13 protein-coding genes are annotated in these 21,698 nt (G+C 68.5%); 8 read left to right on the top strand and 5 right to left on the bottom strand.

The genetic code is table 11. The annotated features are described in order from the left end of the window. The first annotated feature begins 2 nt into the window (after positions 1–2). Complete coding sequence (locus ACQHGV_RS09285) at positions 3–1,475, top strand: efflux transporter outer membrane subunit (RefSeq protein WP_440980184.1); 1,473 nt, start codon at positions 3–5, stop codon at positions 1,473–1,475. A 55-nt stretch (positions 1,476–1,530) separates the two neighbouring features. Here the strand turns inward: ACQHGV_RS09285 and ACQHGV_RS09280 are convergent, their stop codons facing one another. Continuing rightward, positions 1,531–3,360 carry a methyl-accepting chemotaxis protein gene (locus ACQHGV_RS09280; protein ID WP_440977974.1) on the bottom strand — a complete coding sequence of 610 codons (1,830 nt, stop codon included), beginning with the start codon at positions 3,358–3,360 and terminating at the stop codon, positions 1,531–1,533. Between the two features lie 243 nt (positions 3,361–3,603). On the opposite strand from ACQHGV_RS09280, the gene ACQHGV_RS09275 reads away from it, so the two are divergent. Both ACQHGV_RS09275 and ACQHGV_RS09270 read left to right on the top strand, forming a co-directional pair. Continuing rightward, positions 3,604–4,794: a carbohydrate porin gene (locus ACQHGV_RS09275; RefSeq protein ID WP_440977973.1), complete on the top strand. Its 1,191-nt coding sequence runs from the start codon at positions 3,604–3,606 to the stop codon at positions 4,792–4,794. 124 nt (positions 4,795–4,918) lie between these two features. After that, a complete protein-coding gene (locus tag ACQHGV_RS09270) occupies positions 4,919–6,604 on the top strand; it encodes an alpha-L-fucosidase (RefSeq protein WP_440977972.1) in 1,686 nt (561 codons plus the stop codon). Between the two features lie 186 nt (positions 6,605–6,790). Here the strand turns inward: ACQHGV_RS09270 and ACQHGV_RS09265 are convergent, their stop codons facing one another. Genes ACQHGV_RS09265 through ACQHGV_RS09255 form a run of 3 tightly spaced genes read right to left on the bottom strand, consistent with a single transcriptional unit; the run spans position 6,791 to position 10,996 of the window. Next, positions 6,791–8,245 (bottom strand): TolC family protein, encoded by a 1,455-nt coding sequence (locus tag ACQHGV_RS09265; RefSeq protein WP_240455899.1) that lies wholly within the window; start codon positions 8,243–8,245, stop codon positions 6,791–6,793. Then, positions 8,242–9,327, bottom strand: a complete 1,086-nt coding sequence (locus tag ACQHGV_RS09260; protein ID WP_440977971.1) for an efflux RND transporter periplasmic adaptor subunit — start codon at positions 9,325–9,327, stop codon at positions 8,242–8,244. Before ACQHGV_RS09260 ends, ACQHGV_RS09265 begins: the two co-directional genes overlap by 4 nt. Continuing rightward, positions 9,311–10,996: an ABC transporter transmembrane domain-containing protein gene (locus ACQHGV_RS09255; RefSeq protein WP_440977970.1), complete on the bottom strand. Its 1,686-nt coding sequence runs from the start codon at positions 10,994–10,996 to the stop codon at positions 9,311–9,313. Before ACQHGV_RS09255 ends, ACQHGV_RS09260 begins: the two co-directional genes overlap by 17 nt. A gap of 182 nt (positions 10,997–11,178) precedes the next feature. Here ACQHGV_RS09255 and ACQHGV_RS09250 point away from each other — a divergent pair, with 182 nt between their 5' ends. Genes ACQHGV_RS09250 through ACQHGV_RS09240 form a run of 3 tightly spaced genes read left to right on the top strand, consistent with a single transcriptional unit; the run spans position 11,179 to position 13,843 of the window. Further along, complete coding sequence (locus ACQHGV_RS09250) at positions 11,179–12,081, top strand: LysR family transcriptional regulator (protein ID WP_440977969.1); 903 nt, start codon at positions 11,179–11,181, stop codon at positions 12,079–12,081. Between the two features lie 59 nt (positions 12,082–12,140). Then, positions 12,141–13,349 (top strand): FAD-dependent monooxygenase, encoded by a 1,209-nt coding sequence (locus ACQHGV_RS09245; protein WP_440977968.1) that lies wholly within the window; start codon positions 12,141–12,143, stop codon positions 13,347–13,349. Next, positions 13,349–13,843, top strand: a complete 495-nt coding sequence (locus ACQHGV_RS09240) for a DUF427 domain-containing protein (RefSeq protein WP_440980183.1) — start codon at positions 13,349–13,351, stop codon at positions 13,841–13,843. Before ACQHGV_RS09245 ends, ACQHGV_RS09240 begins: the two co-directional genes overlap by 1 nt. Before the next feature lie 6 nt (positions 13,844–13,849). Here the strand turns inward: ACQHGV_RS09240 and ACQHGV_RS09235 are convergent, their stop codons facing one another. Next, a complete protein-coding gene (locus tag ACQHGV_RS09235; RefSeq protein ID WP_440977967.1) occupies positions 13,850–14,725 on the bottom strand; it encodes an alpha/beta hydrolase in 876 nt (291 codons plus the stop codon). 137 nt (positions 14,726–14,862) lie between these two features. Here ACQHGV_RS09235 and ACQHGV_RS09230 point away from each other — a divergent pair, with 137 nt between their 5' ends. Further along, positions 14,863–18,246: an amidohydrolase family protein gene (locus tag ACQHGV_RS09230; RefSeq protein ID WP_440977966.1), complete on the top strand. Its 3,384-nt coding sequence runs from the start codon at positions 14,863–14,865 to the stop codon at positions 18,244–18,246. 102 nt (positions 18,247–18,348) lie between these two features. Continuing rightward, positions 18,349–21,615, top strand: coding sequence for a PAS-domain containing protein (locus tag ACQHGV_RS09225; RefSeq protein WP_440977965.1), 3,267 nt, complete (start codon positions 18,349–18,351; stop codon positions 21,613–21,615). Positions 21,616–21,698 lie beyond the last annotated feature (83 nt).

The following is a 21,698-nucleotide window of genomic DNA, read 5'->3' as shown; positions in this document are numbered from 1 at the left end:
TGATGCGCAAGCAGCTTTCCCTGATCCCGCTTCTCCTGCTGGGGGCCTGCACTGTCGGGCCGAACTATGCCGGCCCGCCGCAAGGCGTGGGCTCGGCCGCGACGCCGCCCGCCGGCTTCGTGCGCGCCGACAATACGCTGGCGACCACCGCACCGGCGGTCGCCGACTGGTGGACGACGCTGAACGACCCGATGCTCACCTGGCTGGAGGAGCGGGCGCTGGCGTCCAATCCCAATGTCGCGGTGGCGCAAGCGCGGCTGAAGCAGGCGCGCTCCGCCCTACGACTGGAGCGCGCCAATCAGGCGCCCAACGCCAATGCCAGCGCGACCTATCTCCACGCCGATCTGCCCGGCCTTAATCTGGGCGGCCAGTCGGGCGAGGGGCAGGGGGGTGCCAATGGCGGCGCGGCGAGCGACGGCAATTCGGGTGGCCAGAGCCTGAACTTCTTCAACCTGGGCTTCGACGCCAGTTGGGAGATCGACCTGTTCGGCGGTCGCCGCCGCACGGTCGAGGCGGCGCGCGCGAATGCGGCGGCGGCGGAGGCCAATGTTGCCGACGCGCAGGTCTCGCTCAGCGCCGATGTCGCCCAGGCCTATGTGGGTCTGCGCGACGCACAGCAGCGGCTGATCCTGGCGCGCGAAGCGTCGCGGATGCAGCGCGACACGCTGAACCTGACCGAGCAGCGCTTCCGCAACGGCACCGCCTCGCAGCTCGAGGTCGAACGGCTGCGCAATCAGGTGGAGAGCACCGATGCGCAGATCCTACCGCTGTCGGCCTCGGTCGAGACCTATCTGAACGCACTCGCCATCCTGATCGGCGAGGCGCCGGGCACGCTCGACCAGCGGCTGGGTCAGGCGGCGCCGGTGCCGTTGCCGCCCGCGCAGGTCGCGGTCGGCGATCCGACCGCGCTGCTCCAGCGCCGCCCGGACATCCGGGCCGCCGAGCGCAACCTGGCGGCGCAGACCGCGCGCATCGGCGTCGCGGAGGCCGCCAAATTCCCGCGCCTCAACCTGATGGGGATCATCGGCATCGGCGGCACCTCGCTCGACGCGCTGACCGATCTCGACAATTTGGTGACGGTCGGCGCGCCGATGCTGCAATGGAACGTGCTGAACTTCGGCCGCGCCAACGCTCGTGTCGGCCAGGCCGAGGGCGCGCGCGACGAGGCCGAGGCGCAGTATCGCGGAGCCATTCTGTCGGCGCTGCGCGATGCCGAGGATTCGCTTTCCCGGTTCCGCGCGCGGCGCAACACGGTCGCGACGCTGGCGCGGGCCAAGGCCTCGGCCGACCGTTCGGCGGCGTTGATGCAACAACGTTACCGCGCCGGGGCCGCGACGCTGATCGACACGCTCGACGCGGAGCGCCAGCGCGTGTCGGCGCAACAGTCGCTGTCGCAGGCGGTCGCCGGGCTGACCAACGACTATGTGGCATTGCAAAAGGCGCTGGGCCTGGGCTGGCGCGCGTCGCAGTCGTAAGGGGGGCAGAAGGTAGACTGGCGCTTTCGCGTGTCAGCTCGAGCCCGTCCTTTCGTTAGAATGACGACCAGTCATCCTCGTCGATCGCCAGCGCCGTATTTCCCACGACGCGCGCCCGCGGCGCTGCGGTGCGGCGAGGGGGCGGTTCGGCGGGGGCGGGCTTCGGGGCGGGGGGTGCCGCCATGCTGCCGATGCGGAAGCTGGCGATCTGGCGGGTCATGCCATCGGCCTCGGAGGCCAGGCTGCGGGCCGCCGCTGTGGTCTGTTCGACCATCGCGGCATTCTGCTGGGTCATGCCGTCCATCTCGGCGACGGCGGTGTTCACCTGTTGCAGGCCGGTCGCCTGACGGTCGGCCGAATTGGCGATGCTGGCGACCAACCCGTCGATGTCGGCGATCCGCTGGATGATGCGGTTCAGTGCCTCGCCCGTCTCGCCGACCAGGCGCACGCCTTCCTCCACCTGATCCGCCGAGGCGGTGATCCGCGTCTTGACGTCCTTGGCGGCGTCGGCGGAGCGCTGGGCGAGGGCGCGCACCTCGCTGGCGACGACGGCGAAGCCCTTGCCGGCGTCGCCCGCGCGCGCCGCCTCGACACCGGCGTTCAGCGCGAGCAGGTTGGTCTGGAACGAGATGCCGTCGATGACCGCGATGATCTCGCCGATTTCGGTCGAGGCGCGCTCGATGCCGCCCATGGCCTCCACCGCACGGCGTACGATCTCGCCCGATTCGCGCGCCTCTTCGCGTGCTTCGCCGACGATACGGTTGGCTTGGGTCGCACCGGCGGCGGTTTCGCGTACCGTCGTCGTGATTTCGTCCATCGCGGCGGCGGTCTCTTCGAGCGAGGCGGCCTGTTGCTCGGTGCGCTGCGACAGGTCGTCCGAGGCCTGACGGATGTCGCCGGCGCCGTTGTTGATGCTGGTCGCGGCCGTCACCACGCTGCCGAGCGTGCGCTGGAGCGACGATACGGCGGCGTTGAAGTCCTGCTTGATCTGGTTGAACGGCCCGGTCAGGTCGGCATCGACGCGTGCCACCAGATCGCCCTGCGCCAGCTGGGACAGCGCCGTGCCGAAGCTGTCGCAGATCAGCCGGGTCTGTTCGTCCTTGGCGCGCTCGGCCGCGACGAGCTGGTCGCGAAGCGCGCCCGTCGCGCCGGCCAGCTGGCCCAGCTCGTCGCGGCGCGTGCCTGAGGGAATGGCCATGTCCATCCGGCCCGAGGTCATGCCCTTCAGCGCGTCGATCAGCAGCAGGAGGGGAGCGACGACATGGCGGCGCGTGGCGAAGCCGATGGCGAGCACCAGCGCCAGCGTCGCGAAGGTCGTCACCGCCAGCAGGATATTGGCCAACATCGCCACCCGTGCCGCCTCGTCCCGGACGGCGACCAGATGCGCCTCGATCCGGTCGGACAGGTCGCTCATCCCGCCCTCCAGTTTCTCGAACGCGGTGAGGAAGCGGGGCAGCAGGGCGGAGGCGCGCGCCTTGTCCGTGGTCGCGACCTGCGCGATCTGGTCGGCGGTGGCGATATACTGGTCGACCAGCGGCTGGATACGCCGGGCCTGGGCGGCGACCTCGGGCGCGGCGCCATAGTTCGCATCGGCGAGCACCGATTTGCGCAGCAGCGCGGCGTCGTCCGACAGCCCCTCGCGGCTGTGCGCCAGATCGAGGTCGCCGATATTGGCGGCGCGAAGGATCGACAGCACATCGCCGCGAACCGAATCGTGCATCATGTCGGCGGTCATGTGATTGCGCAGCAGCACCGACCCCCGGGTGATCCCGTCGCGCGCCGCCGCCTGTTTGCGATTGGACCAGACATTGCCCGCACCCGACACCAGCACCAGCATGACGATGGCGGCGATCGCGACGGTGACCATCTTGTTGATCGAGTGCATTCGATCCCTCTGCCCCTGTAAAAGAGCCTGATGTCATAGCGGCGGATGCTCTAATATTGGGTTACCGGGATCGGCGTGAATGAATGTCATTCGCAAGTATAGGAAGGCGTGTCGGTGGCTTTGCCGGCGATCGTCCGGTGCGACCAAATAGATCGGCCGTGTTTACCAATTCTCTGAACCCGGACTGCAGGGTTTTGCGCTATGAAGCCATCTTCATCATTTGTTTTGCAAGCGAACGGGGCCATGACGAACATGATGCGCAAGGCGGCTATGCTGTCGATGGCGGGGGCGATATTCGCGGCGCCGGCGCTTGCGCAAGACACCGAGCCGACTGGGAATCCCTTTACGATCAAGGCCCTATACAAGGCCGATGTGATGGGCGTGGCGGATGGCGGGATCGCGCGGGGGGCGCGTTTCCTCGACAATATCGATGTGATCGCCGACGCCGATCTGGATGCCGCGCTCCGGTGGAAGCGTGCGACGGCGCATCTGTCGCTGCTTAACAATCTGGGTGGTAAGCCCAATGATCTGGCCGGGTCGATCCAGGGCATCGACAATATCGAGGTCGCCGATCGGCGGCTGAAAATCTACGAGGCGTGGCTGGAGCAGGGGCTGGGCGAGCATGTGACGGTCAAGACGGGCCTCTATGACGTCAACAGCGAATTCTATCAGAATGATGCCGCCGGGTTGCTGATCTCGCCGATGTTCGGCGTGGGGTCGGAACTGGCGGCGACGGGGACGAACGGGCCGGCGATCTTTCCCTCGACCGCGCTGGCCGTGCGACTAAGGGCCACGACCGAGACGATGTATGGCGCGGTCGCGGTGGTGAATGCCAAGGCGGGGACGATCGGTGACGAGGACGGGGTCGATCTGTCGGGGCGCGCGGGCGCGCTGCTGATCGCCGAGGCGGGCTGGACCGGGCGTGGCAAGCTGGCGGTCGGTGCGTGGCGTTATACCCGCAGGCAGCCCGGCGTCGTCCCGCCGGGCATCACCCAGACCGACGAAACGCACTTCTCGCACGGCGTCTATCTGCTGGCGGAGCAGGACCTGATCGGGACGGCCGATGGCGACGACACGCATGTCGTCGGCTTCCTGCGCCTGGGCCTGTCGGACGGGCGGACGACGCCGTTTCGCGGCGGCTGGCAGAGCGGCGTGCTGTGGGAACGGCCGTTCGACGCGCGCCCGGAGAGCGCGCTGTCCTTCGGGGCGGGCAATGGGGCCCTGTCGCGCTATTACCGCATCGGCAATCCCAGCGAGCTTCCCGCACTTGGCGGCAGCGAGACGATCTTCGAGCTGACCTATAGCGACGAGATCGTGAAGGGCATCTCGGTTCAGCCCGACATCCAATATGTCATGAACCCATCGGCGGATTCCACCGTCGACGATGCGCTGGTGCTGGGCATGCGATTGACGATCGGCTGGTCCAGTCATTGAGGTGAAGCATCCCCGCCATCGCGCGATCGGTCGTTGACACGCCTTATATATGAAAACATGCTGCCACCTGCAAAAGTGACAGGGCGCCTGAGCGAGCGTCCCGGCTGTAGCGGGAGAGACGGGCATGAAGACGACACGACGCGCGATGATCGGCGGGGGCGTCGCCGCCGCCGCGCTGGCACCCGCCGCGGTGTCCGCCGTGACGACCGCCCCGACGCCGACCGGCGCCGGACGCGCGCTGAAGGTGCCGCCGCCCGCGCGCTTCACCCCCGATTGGGCCTCGCTGACCGCCGGCTATAGCGTCCCCGACTGGTTCCGCGACGCCAAGTTCGGCATCTGGGCGCATTGGACCGCGCAATGCGTGCCGGAGGCGGGCGACTGGTATGCCCGCGAGATGTATCTGCCGGGCAGCCGCGCCTATAAGCATCACCTCGAACATTACGGCCATCCGGCCGATGTCGGCTTCATGGAAATCCAGAATCTGTGGAAGGCCGAACGCTGGGACCCCGCGCGGCAGCTCGACCTCTATAAGCGGGCCGGCGCGCGCTACTTCATGGCGCTGGCCAATCACCACGACAATCTCGACACCTATGCCTCGCGCCATCACCCCTGGAACACGACCCGCGTCGGCCCGCGCAAGGACATTATCGGCACATGGGCGAAGCTGGCGCGCGAGCGGAACCTGCGCTTCGCCGTGTCCAACCACTCGGCCCATGCCTGGCACTGGAACCAGCCGGCCTATGGCTATGATCCCGAAGGGTCGCGCGCTGGCCAGCGTTATGACGCGTTCACGCTGACCGCCGCAAAAGGGGCGGGGAAATGGTGGCAGGGCCTCGATCCTCAGCAACTCTATACCGGTCGCCACATGCCCATGCCCGACGGCATCCGCACCGTCGACGAAGCCAATGCCTGGCATGAGGCGACCGACCGGCTGTGGACCGAGGGTGTTCCGGCGGGCACCGACTTCGCCCGCAACTGGCTGCTGCGCTGTCAGGATCTGATCGAACAGCACCGGCCGGACATGGTCTATTTCGACAATTTCGATCTGCCGCTCGAACAGCATGGGCTGGAGTTCGCGGCCTGGTATTACAACCAGTCGATGCAATGGCATGGCGGGCGGCTGGAGGCGGTGGTGACCGCCAAGACCACTCCGCCGCAGCGGCGCATGGGGATCGTCGACGATGTCGAGCGCGGCGGCAAGAATTACATCGAGCGCTTTCCGTGGCAGACGGACACCTGTCTCGGCAACTGGCATTACGACGCCGATCTCTATGCCCGTGACGGCTACAAGTCGGCGGCGACGGTAATCCATACGCTGTGCGATGTCGTGTCGAAGAACGGCAATCTGATGCTGTCCGTGCCCATGCGCGGCGACGGTACGATCGACGACAAGGAAGAACGCATCCTGGAAGAGCTTGCCGGCTGGATGAGGCGCTTTGGCGAGGCCATTTACGGAACGCGCCCCTGGCGACTGCATGGCGAGGGGCCGACGCGCGGCAATGCCGGGCTGTTCTCCGAGGACGGGCCGACGTCGCGCTATACGGCCAGGGACATCCGCTATGTGACCCGGGACGGGAATCTCCACGCGCTGGTGCTGGGTTGGCCCGAGGATAATATCGTCCGCCTGACGCTGCTCGGGCGCGACAATCCGACGCTGCGGGGGCAGGTCGCGCGTGTGACCCTGCCGGGTGATGCGGCGCCGCTGGCCTTTCGTCGGACGGGTAGCGCGCTGGAGGTCACGCTGCCGGCGGGCGCACGCCATCCGATCGGCGTGGCGCTGATCCTGTCGGGGCAGGGGGTGGCGGCCTGATCCTGTCGTATCGACATTCAGGTCAAGCCCCCTTCATTCCTCCCCTGTAAGGGGAGGGAGACCATGCGAAGCATGGTGGAGGGGTGTCACCGGTGGCGAGGGCAGGCTTCACTTGCCGGGCGCGACACCCCTCCGTCAGGCCTGCGGCCTGCCACCTCCCCTTACAGGGGAGGAATGTCCTCCCGCCTAGGGCTCCAGGCCCAGCGCGACGCGGTCGGCGGTGGCGGCGGCGAGTTCGGCGCGGGCGGCGGCGATCCGGGCTTGCGCGTCGATCACCCGGACTCGCGCGTCATTGGCGGTTTCCTCGCGCTGGTTGACGAGGAAGAAGTCGCTCGACCCCAGCTCGAAGCGTCGCCGCTCGGCCGCCGCCAGCCGTTCGGCAAGCTGGCGTTCCTGTTCGGCGATGGTCGCCAGCTGTTCGGCGGCACCGACGCCGATGCTGATCCCCTCGACCTCGACCGTGATCTGGTCACGCAGGAAGCGGCTGCGCGCCTCCAGCGCGTCCATCTCGGCGCGCGCCTCGACGACCCGGCCTTTCGCTGCGCGGTTCTGGAGCGGCAGCGAGAAGCGGAAGCCGACGGCGGCCTCCAGCGGCGTGCGATTGGGGCCGCCCAGACCCACCGGGCCGATGTCCTTGGCCATCTCGCCGCGCAGGTCCAGCCGGGGCTTCAGGTCGTTCTGCGCCAGCGCCAGCCGCGCCGATCCCTGGTCGATCCGCGCCAGCAGCATCTGCAGGTCGGGCCGCTTCTGCTCGAAATTGGCGCGCGCGACGGCGGCGACGCCGGCCAGCGCCTCGCCATTGCCGGGTAGCCGCTCCGCGCCGACCAGCACCGGCTGGCCCGCCATGTCGCGATAATAGAGCGACAGGGCATTGGCCGCCGCCTGGAAATCGCCCTCGGCCCGGACCACCAGCGCGCGGCGGCGCACGAGGTTCTGGTCGTTCTCGGTCAGCAATATGTCGGGCCGTGCGCCCAGTTCGACCTGTCGCGCCAGCCCGCCGCGCCGACTTTCCGACAGTTCCAGCAGATCGCGATAGGCGCGCAGGCGAAGGCCGGCGGCGACCCAGTTCTGATAGGCGTCGATCGCCCGCCGCTGGACGCCGATCGCCACCGCCTCGCGCTCGAACTGGGCGATGTCGATGTCGCCCGCCGCCAGCGTCCGCTTGGTGCGGCGCTCGTCGATCAGCCGGTCGCGCAACAGGGCATAGAGCGCGCCGACCTTTACCTCGCCGAGGCGGTTGGTATAGTTTTTGTCCTCATAGACCGGGAAGTCGCCCCGGCTGACGCGATAGTCGCCGTAGAGATAACCGCCATTGTCATTGAGCGGCCGGGTCACCCCCGCCGAGGCGACGGTGCCGTCATAATAGCCCAGCGCGCGCGAGCGACCCTCCGCCTCGAACACGGTGTCGAACGCCCCGGCGGCGGTGATCGCGCGTCCCTCGGCCGCGCGGACCTTGGCCAGCGCCTCGACGATCTGGGGCGCGGCGCGCGCGGAGGAGCGCAGCACCTCGTCCAGGGTTAGCGGAGCCGTGCTCGGCTGCGCGACGGGCGCGGGGTTGGGCCGGATACGCTGCGCATCGGCGGGCAAGAGCAGCGCGGGCGCGGCGATCAGCGCGGAGGCGAGGAGGAGCGAGCGGATCATTTCGGCTTGCCCGCCTTGGCCGCGATCTTGCGGGTATCTTCCTTCTCGGCGTCCAGACCCCCGTCCTTGTCGGTCGCGGTCTTGCCGAACTCCATCGGGAAGTCGTTGAGCTGGCGCCAGAGTTCATAGCCGACCGTGACGGTCTCGCCCTGGACCCAGCCATGGACCTTGCCGCCCAGCCGCACGAAGTTGCGCTCGGGCCAGGCGGGCTTGCCGGGCATCGGTTCGACCAGGATGCGGAACAGTCCCTGGACATTGGCATTGGGATCGATGCTACGGATGCGCCCGTCGAAAAAGCCATAGGCGATCGAGGGCCAGCCGCTGAACTGGATGGCGGGCCAGCCTTCGAACTCCAGCCGCACCCGCCGGCCAGGCTTGAGCAGCGGCACGTCGCGGCCGTCGATCAGCAGTTCGACGGCGCGCTCGACCTGTTCGGGCGCGACCACGGCCAGCGCGGTGCCGGCCGACACATAGGCGCCACCGGCGGCGGCGTTCAGATTCTGGATACGGCCGGCGCGTGGCGCGCGGACCAGCTGCGCCGACTGGCGGTTCAACTGGACGTCGATGCGGTTCAGCTTGGCGCGCGACTCCGCCAGCTTGGCGCCCGAGTCCGCAACCTTGATCTGCGCCTGTTCATAGTCGCGGCGCGAGGCGAGACCCTCCGAATAGAGCTGGCGGGTGCGGTTGACGTCGATCTGCGCGACCGCCTGCGACTGGCGGACCGAGGCGATCTCGGCCTCCACCTGCGCGCGTTCGGCGGCCAGGCGGGACAGCAGGTTGGGATCGAGGTCGACGATGCGCGCGATCGGATCGCCCCGGTTCACATGCTGGCCGTCCTGCACATACCAGCGCTCGACCCGGCCGGGCACCAGCGCGGTCACGTCTTGCGCGCGGTCGGTCGGATCGAGCGAGACGACCTGGCCGCGCCCCTGTGCGGTCTGCAGCCAGGGGACGCAGAACAGGATGAACGCCGCCGCGGCGATGCCCACCATCAGCATCCACGCGATCGCGACGGTCACGCGCGGCGGGCGCAGCGAGGACAGGGTGCGGAAATGCGCGAGATGTTCAGGCAGATGCGACATCGCCACCCTCCCGGTTGGAAGCGGCCTGCAGCGCGGCCAGATCATCGAAACGATCCTGCCGGGTCATGCCCAGATAGAGATAGCCGTCCAGCGTCAGATCCTCCGGTCGGCCGGTGCACAGCAACACGGTCGTGCCATGCGCCTTCAGCAGGCGCAGCGCCGCGAGCAGCCGCCGGGGCGGCAACAGGTCGTAGAGTTGCCCGAGCAGCAGCAGCTTGGGCCGGACGATCAGCGCATTGGCCAGCTTCAGCGCCATTGTCTCGCCGACGCTCAGCGGATAGCCGGTCGAGCCGAGCGGCGTGTCCAGCCCCTGTGGCAGGCTGGCAAGGCGGCGCTCCAGCCCGACAATGGCGAGCGCCTCCATCGCCTCCTCGGCCAGTTCGCCCGAGGCGAGGCGGAGATACTCGCGGATCGTGACCTCGACGATGGTCGAGCGGTCCAGCACCGTGACGTCGGAGCGCAGATGATACATGTCGAACGAGCCGAGATCGGTGCCGCCGATCCGCACCAGCCCGCGTTCGGGCAAGGCATGGCGTTTCAGGAGCATCGCCAGACGCCGCTCCGCTCCCGGTTCGGTGACGGTGACGAGCTGTTCGCCGGCGGCCAGGGTCAGGTCGTACTGCGCCTCGTCGAACACGACGTCGGTCAGCTTCACCGATCCGTCGCGCGGCCCGTTGTCGCCGCGCACCGTCGGCTCCTGCGGAATGGCGAACAGCAGCGACAGCTCCTCGGAGCTGGCGACGAGATCGTAGAAGGTGTCGAGATACCAGCCGAACTGCGAGATGCCGTAGAAGACGCCCGACAGGATCAGCTCGGCGGCGACCAGCTGGCCCAGCGACAACTGCCCGCGCAGGATCAACATGCCGCCCAGCAGCAACAGGCCTGCGCTGGCAAAGGCGTAGATGAGCAGGAACGCGATCGTCTGTGCGAACTGATAGCGGAAATAGCGGCGGTGCGTGTTGACGTAATTGGCGGTCATCGCCTCCGACCGGGTCATGGCGAAGTCGAGATGGCGCAGCGACTTGTAGAAGCCGTTCGACCCGCCGACGCTTTCCAGCCAACGCGCGGCGTTATGCTTGGCGTGGCTCAGCGCCACCGCCCCGCTGATCGCGCCGCGCCGCCACAGCAGCCAGACGAGCAGCACCGCGGCCACCAGCACGACGTTGAAGGCGAGGAAGACGGGGTGATAGAAGCTGGTGATCGTCAGGCCGATGACCGCCTGCAACACGATGGTGAAGGCGCCGATCACCAGGCTGGGCACCGATTTCTGGACGACGACCAGATCGAAATAGCGGTTGAACAGATCGCTGCGATTACCGTCGGCGAAGAAGGGGTCCTGCGCATGGACCGCTCGCACCGTGACCTCGGCGACGATGCGCGAGAACAGCCGGCGCTCGAACGCCGCCATGATCCAGACACGCAGCGCGCTCAGCCCCGCGACCAGCAGCAGCAGCAGCAGTAGTACCCCCGACAACGCCCACAGGGGCGCGGGCATCGCGGTGTTGGCGACGCTGTTGATCAGCAGCTGTACCGAAATGGGGGTGGCCAGCGCCAACAGGCTGATCGCGATGGTATAGACGATGCCAAGCCGGACATAGGCCGAATCGGGCCCTATGATCTGTGACAGCCAGCTTATCGCGTCCCGAAATCCCAGTCGTTCCGCTGCCAAAACAGTCCCCCTTTTCGCATCTCGCGCGAGCCGTTAGCGGCGAATCTTTGCTGAATCTTTGCTGGACGTTTAAAAAAGGTTCGTCGCGGCTTAATCCATGTGATGCCAAGGTAACGACATATCATCGACTTGGCCAATCGGAATTGGGATGCCGAGGCTATAGAGATTGGCTATAATGGGACATGCCCACGCTGCGTCAGCTCGAATATCTGGTCACGATCGCGGATACGGGATCGTTCGCGCTGGCCGCCCGCGTCGCCAACGTGTCGCAACCGACCCTCAGCCAGCAGATCCGCACCCTGGAGCAGCGGCTGGGCACAACGCTGTTGGAGCGTAGCGCGACCGGCGCGATGCTGACACCGGTCGGGCGCAGCATCGTGGTGACCGCGCGGCGCATGCTGAGCGATGCCAGCGACATCGTCGCGCTGGCGGCGGGTGCGTCGGACCGGCTGACCGGCACGTTGAAGCTGGGCACGACGCCGACGCTGGGGCCCTATCTATTGTCGCCGATCATCGCCGAGCTGCACCGCATGGCGCCGCAACTGCGTCTGCATGTGCGGGAGGGGATACCCGACGAACAGCTGCTCGAACTGTCGCGTGGCAATATCGATGTGATGCTCGGGCCGCTGCCCATGGCCGGGGACGATCTGGCCATCGAACCGCTATTCCGCGAGCCGCTGCATCTGGTCGCCGCTCTGGATCATCCGATCGATGCAGGGGGCGCGATGACGCGCGATGCGCTGACGGGCAGTCCGCTGCTGACGCTGGACCCGCGCCACCATCTGGCGCGGCAGGCGGCCGAGATCGCCGAGCGGCACGGCATGACCATCGCGCCCGATTACTATGGCACCAGCCTGGAGAGCCTGCACCAGATGGTGGCGAGCGGGTTGGGCCTGGCGCTGCTGCCCAGCCTGTATCTGCGCTCCGCCGGCGGTATGGCGGGGCTGAAGATATTGCCGGTCGAGGGCTGGCGGGTGCACCGGTCGATCGCCATCGCCTGGCGCCGGCAATCGCCGATGAGCGCGGCGTTCAAGCTGATCGCCGGCCATGTCCAGAGCTGCGCCGAGCGCTTGCTGGCGGAATAGCATGGGCGCTGTGCCGTTGCGGGCCCTGCGACGTTGTCGCGGGCGAAGGAGACGCGCGGATGGCGGGCAAGGTTCTGATCACCGGGGCGAGCATCGCCGGCAATACGCTGGCCTGGTGGCTGGGCCGTGCCGGCTGGGACGTAACCGTGGTCGAACGCGCGCCGGCCTTTCGCGATGGCGGCCAGAATGTCGATGTGCGCGGCGTCGGGCGACAGGTGCTGCGTGAAATGGGGCTGGAGGAGGCAGCGCTGGCGGCCGGAACCGGTGAGGAGGGGACCGCCTGGGTCGATGCGCGCGGCCGAATCGCGGCGCAGTTCCTGACCGCCGAGTTGGGCAAGGACGGCCCGACCGCCGAAATGGAAATCCTGCGCGGCGATCTCGCCCGGCTGCTCCATGACGCGGCGAAGGGCCATGCGACCTATCGCTATGGCGATCACGTCATCGCGATCGACCAGAAAGGCGAGGGGGCGTATGTCACCTTCGCGAGCGGCGCATCCGAGCGGTTCGACCTGGTGCTGATCGCCGAGGGGGTGGGGGCGGCCACGCGCGAGCTGATCTTTCCGGGCGAGAACCGGCCGCGCTGGATGAACATGACCATGGCCTATTTCACTATCCCGCGTGTCGCGGACGATGATCGGCTGTGGCGCTGGTATCACGCGCCGGGCGGGCGCAGCATCTCGTTGCGACCCGACCGGCACGGCACGACCCGCGTGATGCTGGGCGTGCAGAAGCCGCCCGAGGGCGAACAGGACTGGGGCCGCGACCGGCAAAAGGCGTGGCTACGCGAGACCTTCGTCGATGCCGGGTGGCAGGCGTCGCGTGTGCTGGCGGGCATGGCCGAGACCTCCGACTTCTATTTCGACGTGCTGCGTCAGGTGCGGATGACGCGCTGGTCGAATGGCCGCGTGGCGCTGTGCGGCGATGCGGCGTGGTGCGTGACGCCGCTGGGCGGCATCGGGGCGACGCTGGCGGTCACTGGCGCGCGGGTGCTGGCGGGCGAGTTGTCGCGGTCGGCCGATCCGGCGACGGCGCTGGCGGCCTATGAGCGGGCGATGCGGCCGATGGTCGACAAGGCGCAAGGGATACCGGGCTTCGTGCCCCGGCTGGCCAATCCGCATAGCCGTGCCGGTATCAGGCTGCTCCATGCGGTTCTGGCGCTGGCGAGCCGGCCGGCCATCACCGCGACGGCGGGCAGGATATTTAGCGGCGGGGATGCGAAGGAACCCGATCTCTCGCCCTATGCCGGGCAAATTCAGGAGAATGGATGATGCGGCCCAAGCCAGATCCGATCGGCCCCGGACAGGAAAGCGTCTGGGACTATCCGCGCCCCGCCATCGCCGAGCCGAGCGATCGGCATGTCCGCATCGTGCATCACGGCGTCCTGATCGCGGAGAGCCGCGCGCCGGTCCGCACGCTGGAGACCAGCCATCCGCCCAGCTGGTACATCCCACCCAACGATGTGACCCAGCGGCTGCTCCACTGCTCCGACCGGCGCTCCTTCTGCGAATGGAAGGGTGAGGCGGTCTATTGGCATGTCGAGGTGGATGGGCAGATGCTGCGCGACGTCGCATGGAGCTATCCGCGCCCGACCCCCGCCTTCGCCTGTCTGCGCGATCACCTGGCCTTTTATGCCGCCCCCTTCGACCAGTGCACGGTGGACGGCGAGGTGGTAAGGCCCCAGCCGGGCGGCTTCTACGGCGGCTGGATCACCGCGGACCTCGCCGGGCCGTTCAAAGGCGCGCCCGGCAGCATGGGCTGGTGAGGATCGTCAGCGGGTGACCTGCCGGACGAAGTTTGCGACATCGGTGACGACCGGCGCGCGTCCCCGGAAGGGGCGCGACACCGCCAGGATCAGGCCGACATGCCCCAGCTTGGGGTAGGAGCGTAGCGTTACCGGCACGCCACCCGCCCGGAGTTTCGCGGCGAGCGCCTCGCTGTTGCGCGGCAGGACCGTCTTGTCGTCGCCCCCGACCAGCAGCAGCGCGGGCGGATCGCCGGTGCCCGCCCAATGGACGGGCTGCGTCTCTTCGGGGCGCGGCCAGGCACCGAACGCCGCGCGGCTGACATCGACGTCGAAGGGCGCGAAGTCGTAAGGCCCTGCCAGCCCGACCAAGCCCCGCACCGCCGACCGGTCGGCCCCCAGCCAGCGATCGTCGACCGCCAGCATCGCGGCGATATAGGCCCCCGCCGAATGGCCCATCAGGACGAGGCGGCGGGGATCGCCGCCGAACTGGCCGATATGCCCCTTCGTCCAGCGTACCGCCGCCGCGCCGTCCTCGACGAAGGCGGGATAGCGGACGCCGGGGACCAGACGGTAATCGGGGATGACGGTGACGAAGCCCTGCGCCGCGAGCGCGCGACCGACAAAGGCATAGCCGGCGCGCGTCCCGCTGTTCCAGCTGCCGCCATAGAAGAAGACGACCACTGGCTTCGGCCCCGCCACCACCTGGCGCGGGGCGTAGATGTCGAGCGTCTGGCGCGCGTCCCCGCCATAGGCCACGCCGCTCGCCACGCGCTGGCCCTCGCTGTCCTTGGGCACCAGCGCATCGAAGGTCTTGAGCGGCGAGCAGGCGGCCACCATCAGGCCGAGCGCCAGCGACAGGGCGACGCGCCGGGATCGCGGCGTGCGGGAGAATATCGTCATCCGCCCATGATGGGCATTGCCGGGGCCGCCCGCCAGGGTGATGACAAAGATGACATTTTTCGCGCGTGACGCGCGCCGCGAAGCGGTTAGGATGCCTTATAGATTAGGGGAAAATCCGCTTCGTGAACCACCGCGCCATGACCGCCGTCGCCCTGTGCCTGCTCGCCGCACCGCTCGCGGCGCAAGTGACCCCGCCAACCGACAAGCCCGTCGAACAGACCCAGGCCCCGGAAAACGAGGCGACCGCCCCCATACTGGCCCCCGCGACCGCGCTGCCCCCGCCCGCGCCGGCCAAGGGCGATGCGACGGCCAAGGCCGACAAGCCGGCCAAATGGGACGTCAACGCGCCGCGCGGCCTGCGCACCAAGCCGGTGCGGATGACGGTCGACGAGGGCAGCTGGATGAATGTCGATGTCGCGCCCGACGGCCGGACGATCGCCTTCGACCTGCTGGGCGACATCTACACCATGCCGATCGCCGGCGGCACGCCGACGCGGATCGCCGAGGGGCTGGCCTTCGAGCATCAACCGCGCTTCTCGCCCGATGGCCGGCGCATCGCCTTCACCTCCGACCGGGGCGGCGGCGACAATATTTGGGTCATGAACGTCGATGGTAGCGACAAGCGGCAGGTGACGAAGGAGGATTTCCGCCTGCTCAACCAGCCGACATGGAGCCCGGACGGGCGCTTCATCGCGGCCAAGAAGCATTTCACCACCGGCCGTTCGCTCGGCACCGGCGAGGTGTGGCTCTATCACGTCTCGGGCGGCGGCGGGGTACAGCTCGTCAAGCGCGCCAGCGAGGTTTTACAGAAGGAACTGGGCGAACCGATCTATGCGCCCGATGGCAAAAGCATCTTCTACACCCGCAACGTGTCGTCGGGGCCGATCTTCGAATATGCGCAGAACTCGCGCACCGACCTGTTCGACATCGAACGCTACGACATCGACACCGGCGAGGTGACGACGGCGGTCAGCGGGGTGGGCGGATCGGTGCGCCCGACCCCGTCGCGCGACGGCAAGCGGATCGCCTTCGTCCGCCGCGATAACAATATCAGCAAGCTATGGGTCAAGGACCTGGCCACCGGTGTCGAGCGGATCGTCTATGGCCCGCTCGACCGCGACGTGCAGGAAACCTGGGCGGTGACCGGCGTCTATCCGAATATGAGCTGGACACCCGACGATATGGGCATCGTCCTGTGGTCGGGCGGCAAGCTGCGCCGGGTGAATGTCGCCGATGGCACGGCGGCGGTGATCCCGTTCCGCGTTGACGACACCCGCATCGTCGTCGAGGCGATCCATCCCCAGATTGCGGTAGCGCCTGATCGCTTCATGACCAGGGCGACGCGCTGGGCCAGCGTCTCGCCCGATGGCCGACAGGTGGTGTTCGAGACGCTGGGGAAGCTGTGGGTCAAGCCGATGGCGGGCGGCGCGCCGAAGCGGCTGACGCGCGGCGACGACGGGTTCGAGCTGTGGCCGAGCTGGTCGCGCGATGGCCGGACGATCGTCTTCACCGGCTGGACCGATGCCGGGCTGGGCCAGATCCGCACCGTCGCGGCCGGCGGCGGCGCTGTCAGGACGGTGACGAGCGTGCCGGGTCACTATGCCCGCGCGCGCTTCTCGCCCGATGGCAAGACGATCGTGTTCGAACAGGGCGAGGGGGGTAATCTGACCGCGCCGCGCGGCCATGCCGGGACCGGCGTCTATCGCGTCGCGGCGAGCGGCGGCGCACCCGTCCGTATCGCCAAGGACGCCGCCGGCCCGCAATTCGGCTTGGGCAACGACCGGCTGTTCATGATCGCCAATGAAGGCGATAAGCGCGAGTTGATCAGCACCGATCTGTCGGGCGAGAATCGCCGCGTTCACGCGCGCGGTGAACTGGTCAACGACTTCCAGGTATCGCCTGGCGGCGACTATGTCGCGTTCCGCCAGAATTACGAAGCCTTCGTCATGCCGCTGATGCCCGGCAAGCAGGCGGTCGAGGTCGATGCCAAGTCCGGCGCGCTGCCGGTCACGCGGGTCAGCGCGGATGGTGCGGACTTCATCAACTGGTCGGAGGGCGGCAAGCGCATCCACTGGAGCACCGGCCCGACCCTCTATTCGGCCGATACCGCCGCGCTGTTCCGCCCCGCGCCCGCCGGCGAGGATGCCGCGAAGTTCGCCGCGCCGACCAGCGGCGTCTCGCTGTCGATGGACGTCGCCGCCGCCAAGCCGACCGCGACCGTCGCGCTGACCGGTGCACGGGTCGTCACCATGGCGGCCAAGGACGGCGGGATCATCGATGACGCGGTGGTGCTGATCCGCGGCGACCGTATCGTCGCGGTCGGGCCGCGCGCCTCGGTCGCGATCCCGGCGGGCGCGACGCTGGTCGATGTGACCGGCAAGACGATCGTCCCCGGCTTCGTCGATGCGCATGCCCATGGCTCGCAGGGCGAGGACGAGCTGGTGCCGCAGCAGAACTGGTCGGCCATGGCCAATCTGGCGCTGGGCACCACCACCGTTCACGACCCGTCGTCGCGCTCGGCCGAAATCTTCCCGGCGGCGGAGATGCAGCAGGCCGGCCTGATCCTCAGCCCCCGGACCTTCTCGACCGGCGAGGTGATCTATGGCGCGAAGAGCCCCGACGTCTATGCGCAGATCGACAGCTATGAGGACGCCCTGTCGATCGTCCGCCGCCTGAAGGCGCAAGGGGCGCGCAGCGTCAAGAACTACAACCAGCCGCGCCGCGAACAGCGCCAGATGGTGGTCGCCGCCGCGCAGGCCGAGGGGATGGAGGTCGTGCCCGAGGGCGGCTCGCTCTACACGCTCGACATGTCGCTGGTGCAGGACGGCAATTCGACCGTCGAGCACAATGTCCCGCTCGAGCATTTCTATAATGACGTGCTGAACCTGTGGTCGCAGACGACGGTCGGCTACACGCCGACACTGGTCGTCGCCTATGGCGGCCTGGCGGGCGATCCCTATTGGCGGGCGCATACCGATGTCTGGCGCCATCCGCTGCTTAGCCGCCATGCGCCGCCGGCGCTCCTTGCCGCGCAGAATGCCCGCCGGTCGATCGCGCCCGAGGAAGATTATGTCGACGGCGTCACCGCGCGCGAGGCCAAGAAGCTGGCCGATCGCGGCGTGCCGGTGGCGATCGGCGCGCATGGCCAGCAATCGGGGCTGGGCGCGCATTGGGAGCTGTGGAGCTTCGTGCGCGGCGGCATGACCCCGGTCGAGGCGCTGCGCGCCGGCACGATCGCGGCGGCGACGTCGCTGGGCTATCAGAAGGATGTCGGCTCGCTGGAACCGGGCAAGCTGGCCGACCTGGTGGTGCTGAACGCCGACCCGACCACCGACATCCGCAACAGCGACAAGGTGGCGCAGGTGATGCTGGGCGGCCGGCTCTACGACGCCGCGACGCTCAACGAGGTCGCGACCGGATCGCGCAAGCGCATGCCTTATTGGTGGGAGAATGGCAGCGCGAGCGGCGCGGACACGGGTGCGAAGCTGACCGTCGGTCATGGCTATGGCGATCTGGATTAGAGGGAGGGACAGAATCGCCCCTCCCCTCCAGGGGAGGGGCGCGTTTTGGTAACGACATGGTAAGCGTGTTCCAGAGAGGATAACGGACTGAGCGGCCTGGCCTTGTTCCTGATCGCGGTGGGCTATGCCGGGCTGTTGACCGGCGTGGCCTTCCTCAGTGAGCGGGCGCGGCTGCGTGGTGCGCGGCGGCGGATCGTCTATACGCTGGGCCTTGCGGTCTATTGCACCAGCTGGACCTTCCATGGCGCGGTCGGCAGCGCGGTGGCGACGGGCTGGGCCTATCTGCCCATCTATCTGGGACCGATCCTCGTCTTCCTGCTGATGCCGGGCTTTCTCGCGCGGCTGGTCAAGGCGGCGCAGGAGGAGGGGGCGACGTCGATCGCCGACTTCATCGGCGCGCGGTTCGGCAAGAGCCGGGGGGTGGCGGCGCTCGTCACGATCCTGGCCCTGTTCGGCACCGTGCCCTATCTGGCGCTGCAATTGCGCTCGGTCGGCACGACCTATGCCGACCTGACCGGCAGCGCCAATAGCGGCGGACCGATCGTCGTCACCGCGATCGTGCTGGCGGGGTTCGCGATGCTGTTCGGTAACCGTCGGCTGGAGCGCGCCGGGGGCAATGACGGCGTACTGGTCGCGGTATCGATCGAGTCCGTGGTCAAGTTCGCGGCCTTCGTCGCGATCGGGCTGTTCTCGCTGCTGCTGATCGCACAGGCCGCACCCGCCGACCGGAGCATCGCGGTGGCCGCGCTGGCCGGGCGGTTCGCGCCGGGTGCGCTTGATGCCAATTTCGTCGTCATCACCCTGCTCGCGGCGGCGGCGATCATCTGCCTGCCGCGCCAGTTCTTCGTGGCGGTGGTCGCGGCGACCTCGCCCGGCGATCCGGTGGCGGCGCGCTGGCCGTTGATCACCTATCTGGCGGTTATCGCGCTGCTCGTGGTGCCGATAGCCTTGGCGGGTTTTCTCGGCACGGCGGCGGTCGCCGATCCCGACCTGCTGGTGATCGACATGCCGCTGGCGCGCGGCGAATCCTGGCTGGCGCTGCTGGTTTTCCTGGGTGGCTTTTCCGCCGCGACCGGCATGGTGCTGGTCGAGACGATCGCGCTGGCGACCATGGTGTCGAACGATCTGGTCGGCCCGATCCTGCTCCGCTTGCCCAGTCTCGCCAAGGCACGCGACATCGGCGGCGCGCTGCTTTGGGTGCGCCGTGCGGTCATGCTGCTGCTGATGGCGGTGGCGTTGGCCTATGCGCTGGTCATCCCGCCCGGACAGCGACTGGCCGCCATCGGCTTGGTCGCCTTCGCCGCGATGGCACAGTTCGCGCCCGCGCTGATCCTGGCGGTGTGTGCACGCGGCCATGATCCGGTATCGGCCAAGGCGGGGCTGACCGCCGGGCTGGTGATGTGGGCGATCACGTTGTTCGTGCCGACGATCATCGGCCGCCCGATCCTGCCGCATCCGGGGTTCGCCGGGCTCGACCTGGTGTCGGAGGGTGCGGTGGCCAGCCTGCTGGTCAATCTGCTCGTCCATGGCGCGGTACTGGCGCGCCGCATCCGCACGCCGCGCCTCGTCTTTCACCGTGACGACCGGATCGCCACCATCCGTGACCGCGCCGAGCTGATCCGGCTGGCCGGCCGGTTCGTCGGCATGGAGCGCGCCACGGCGGTGCTGGGCGAGGGTGAGCGCATCGACCAGCAGACCGCCCGCCGCGCCGAGCGGCTGATCGCCGAGGTGGTGGGCGCGCCTTCCGCCCGTGTCCTCGTCGCCTCGGCCTTGTCGGGTGCGGCGATGTCGGTCGACGACGTGACCCGGATGCTCGACGAGAGCGGGCAGAGCCTGCAATTCTCCAAGGGGCTGCTGGCGGCGACGCTGGAGAATATCGATTCCGGCGTCAGCGTGGTCGATGCTGACCTGAACCTGATCGCGTGGAACGGCCGCTATCTGGAGCTGTTCGACTTTCCGCCAGGGCTGATCCGGGTCGGCGCGCCGATCGCCGATGCGATCGCCTTCAATGCGCTGGCCGGCGAATGCGGGCCGGGCGAGGTACGCGATCATGTCGAGCGGCGGCTGGCGCATATGCGACGCGGCACGCCGCACAGCTTTGTTCGCGTCCGTCCCGATGGCCGCGTGCTCAAGACGGTCGGCGGCCCGATGCCCGGCGGCGGCTATGTCATGAGCTTCACCGACACCACCGCCGAGGCCAGGGCGCTGGCGGCGGCGGAGGCGGCGCGCGACGCGCTGGAAAGCCGGGTCCGCGAACGCACCGCCGCGCTGTCGCAGGCCAACAGCGCGCTCGCCGCCGCGACCCGCGACAAGACCCGCTTCCTGGCGGCGGCCAGCCATGACCTGCTTCAGCCGCTGCACGCCGCGCGGTTGTTCGCGGCGGCGCTCGCCCGCGAGCGCGAGGACCCGTTGGTCGAGCGGATCGACCGCTCGATCGTCGCGGCCGAGCAGTTGCTGCGTGCGCTCCTCGACATCTCCAAGCTGGATGCCGGGGGGATCGTGCCCAAGCCGGCCGTGTTCGGCCTGCGTGCGCTGCTCGAGGATCTGGTCGCGGGCTTCGCCGGGCAGGCGGCGGCCAAGGGGCTGCGGCTGCGGGTCATGGGCGGCGACGTGACGGTTCGGACCGACCGGGTGCTGCTGCGCCAGATCATCCAGAACCTGATCGGCAATGCGGTGCGCTACACGATGGCGGGCGGGATCGTCGTCGCCGTGCGGCGGCGCGGGAGCGACGTCCGGATCGAGGTGATCGATACCGGGCCGGGTATCCCGGAGGACCGGCGCGGCGTCATCTTTCGCGAGTTCGAACGGCTGGACACGGGCGAGGATGCCGGTGTCGGACTGGGGCTGGCGATCGTCGAGCGGACGGTGCGGTTGCTCGGCCTCTCGCTGGACCTCGACAGCGTCGTCGGGCGGGGGAGTCGTTTCACCCTCACGCTGCCGGTCGTATGGGAGAGCGCAGCGGATGCCGTTCCGAGGCCATCCGACACCATTCCGCATGCGCGAGCGCGGCCGGTGAGGGGCCTGACGCTGCTGGTCGTCGATGACGATCCGGCTGTCCGCGCCGGGATGGATGCCTTGCTCGGCCGGTCGGGGCATAGGGTGCGAACCGCATCCGACCGCACCGGCGCGCTGGGCCTTGTCCACGGGATCGACGCCGCACTGGTCGATTATGATCTGGGGGACGATGACGGCCTTGCGCTGATCGCCGAACTGCGCCGCGACCGGCCTTCGCTACCGGTCATCCTGATCACCGCCGATGGCAGCCCGTCGCTGGCCGAACGGGCGAAGGCATCCGGGATCGCCGTGTTGCTGAAGCCGGTCGATACGGACCTGCTGGAGGAGTGGCTGTCCGGGATCGCCCGCCGCTAAGGCCAATCGAGCCCCTCCCCTTTAGGGGAGGGGTTGGGGTGGGGCTTATCCGCGAGCGTAAGCTTTGGGGAAACGCCCCACCC

Source organism: Sphingomonas pseudosanguinis (genome assembly GCF_052056765.1).
GTDB lineage: Bacteria > Pseudomonadota > Alphaproteobacteria > Sphingomonadales > Sphingomonadaceae > Sphingomonas > Sphingomonas pseudosanguinis.
This window is presented reverse-complemented; position numbering and strand designations above follow the sequence as displayed.

Excerpts from the sequence above, each read along its gene's own strand:
- ACQHGV_RS09285 (WP_440980184.1), top strand. The coding sequence starts at position 3 with ATGCGCAAGCAGCTTTCCCTGATCCCGCTTCTCCTGCTGGGGGCCTGC.
- ACQHGV_RS09280 (WP_440977974.1), bottom strand. The coding sequence starts at position 3,360 with ATGCACTCGATCAACAAGATGGTCACCGTCGCGATCGCCGCCATCGTC.
- ACQHGV_RS09275 (WP_440977973.1), top strand. The coding sequence starts at position 3,604 with ATGACGAACATGATGCGCAAGGCGGCTATGCTGTCGATGGCGGGGGCG.
- ACQHGV_RS09270 (WP_440977972.1), top strand. The coding sequence starts at position 4,919 with ATGAAGACGACACGACGCGCGATGATCGGCGGGGGCGTCGCCGCCGCC.
- ACQHGV_RS09265 (WP_240455899.1), bottom strand. The coding sequence starts at position 8,245 with ATGATCCGCTCGCTCCTCCTCGCCTCCGCGCTGATCGCCGCGCCCGCG.
- ACQHGV_RS09260 (WP_440977971.1), bottom strand. The coding sequence starts at position 9,327 with ATGTCGCATCTGCCTGAACATCTCGCGCATTTCCGCACCCTGTCCTCG.
- ACQHGV_RS09250 (WP_440977969.1), top strand. The coding sequence starts at position 11,179 with ATGCCCACGCTGCGTCAGCTCGAATATCTGGTCACGATCGCGGATACG.
- ACQHGV_RS09245 (WP_440977968.1), top strand. The coding sequence starts at position 12,141 with ATGGCGGGCAAGGTTCTGATCACCGGGGCGAGCATCGCCGGCAATACG.
- ACQHGV_RS09240 (WP_440980183.1), top strand. The coding sequence starts at position 13,349 with ATGCGGCCCAAGCCAGATCCGATCGGCCCCGGACAGGAAAGCGTCTGG.
- ACQHGV_RS09235 (WP_440977967.1), bottom strand. The coding sequence starts at position 14,725 with ATGACGATATTCTCCCGCACGCCGCGATCCCGGCGCGTCGCCCTGTCG.
- ACQHGV_RS09230 (WP_440977966.1), top strand. The coding sequence starts at position 14,863 with ATGACCGCCGTCGCCCTGTGCCTGCTCGCCGCACCGCTCGCGGCGCAA.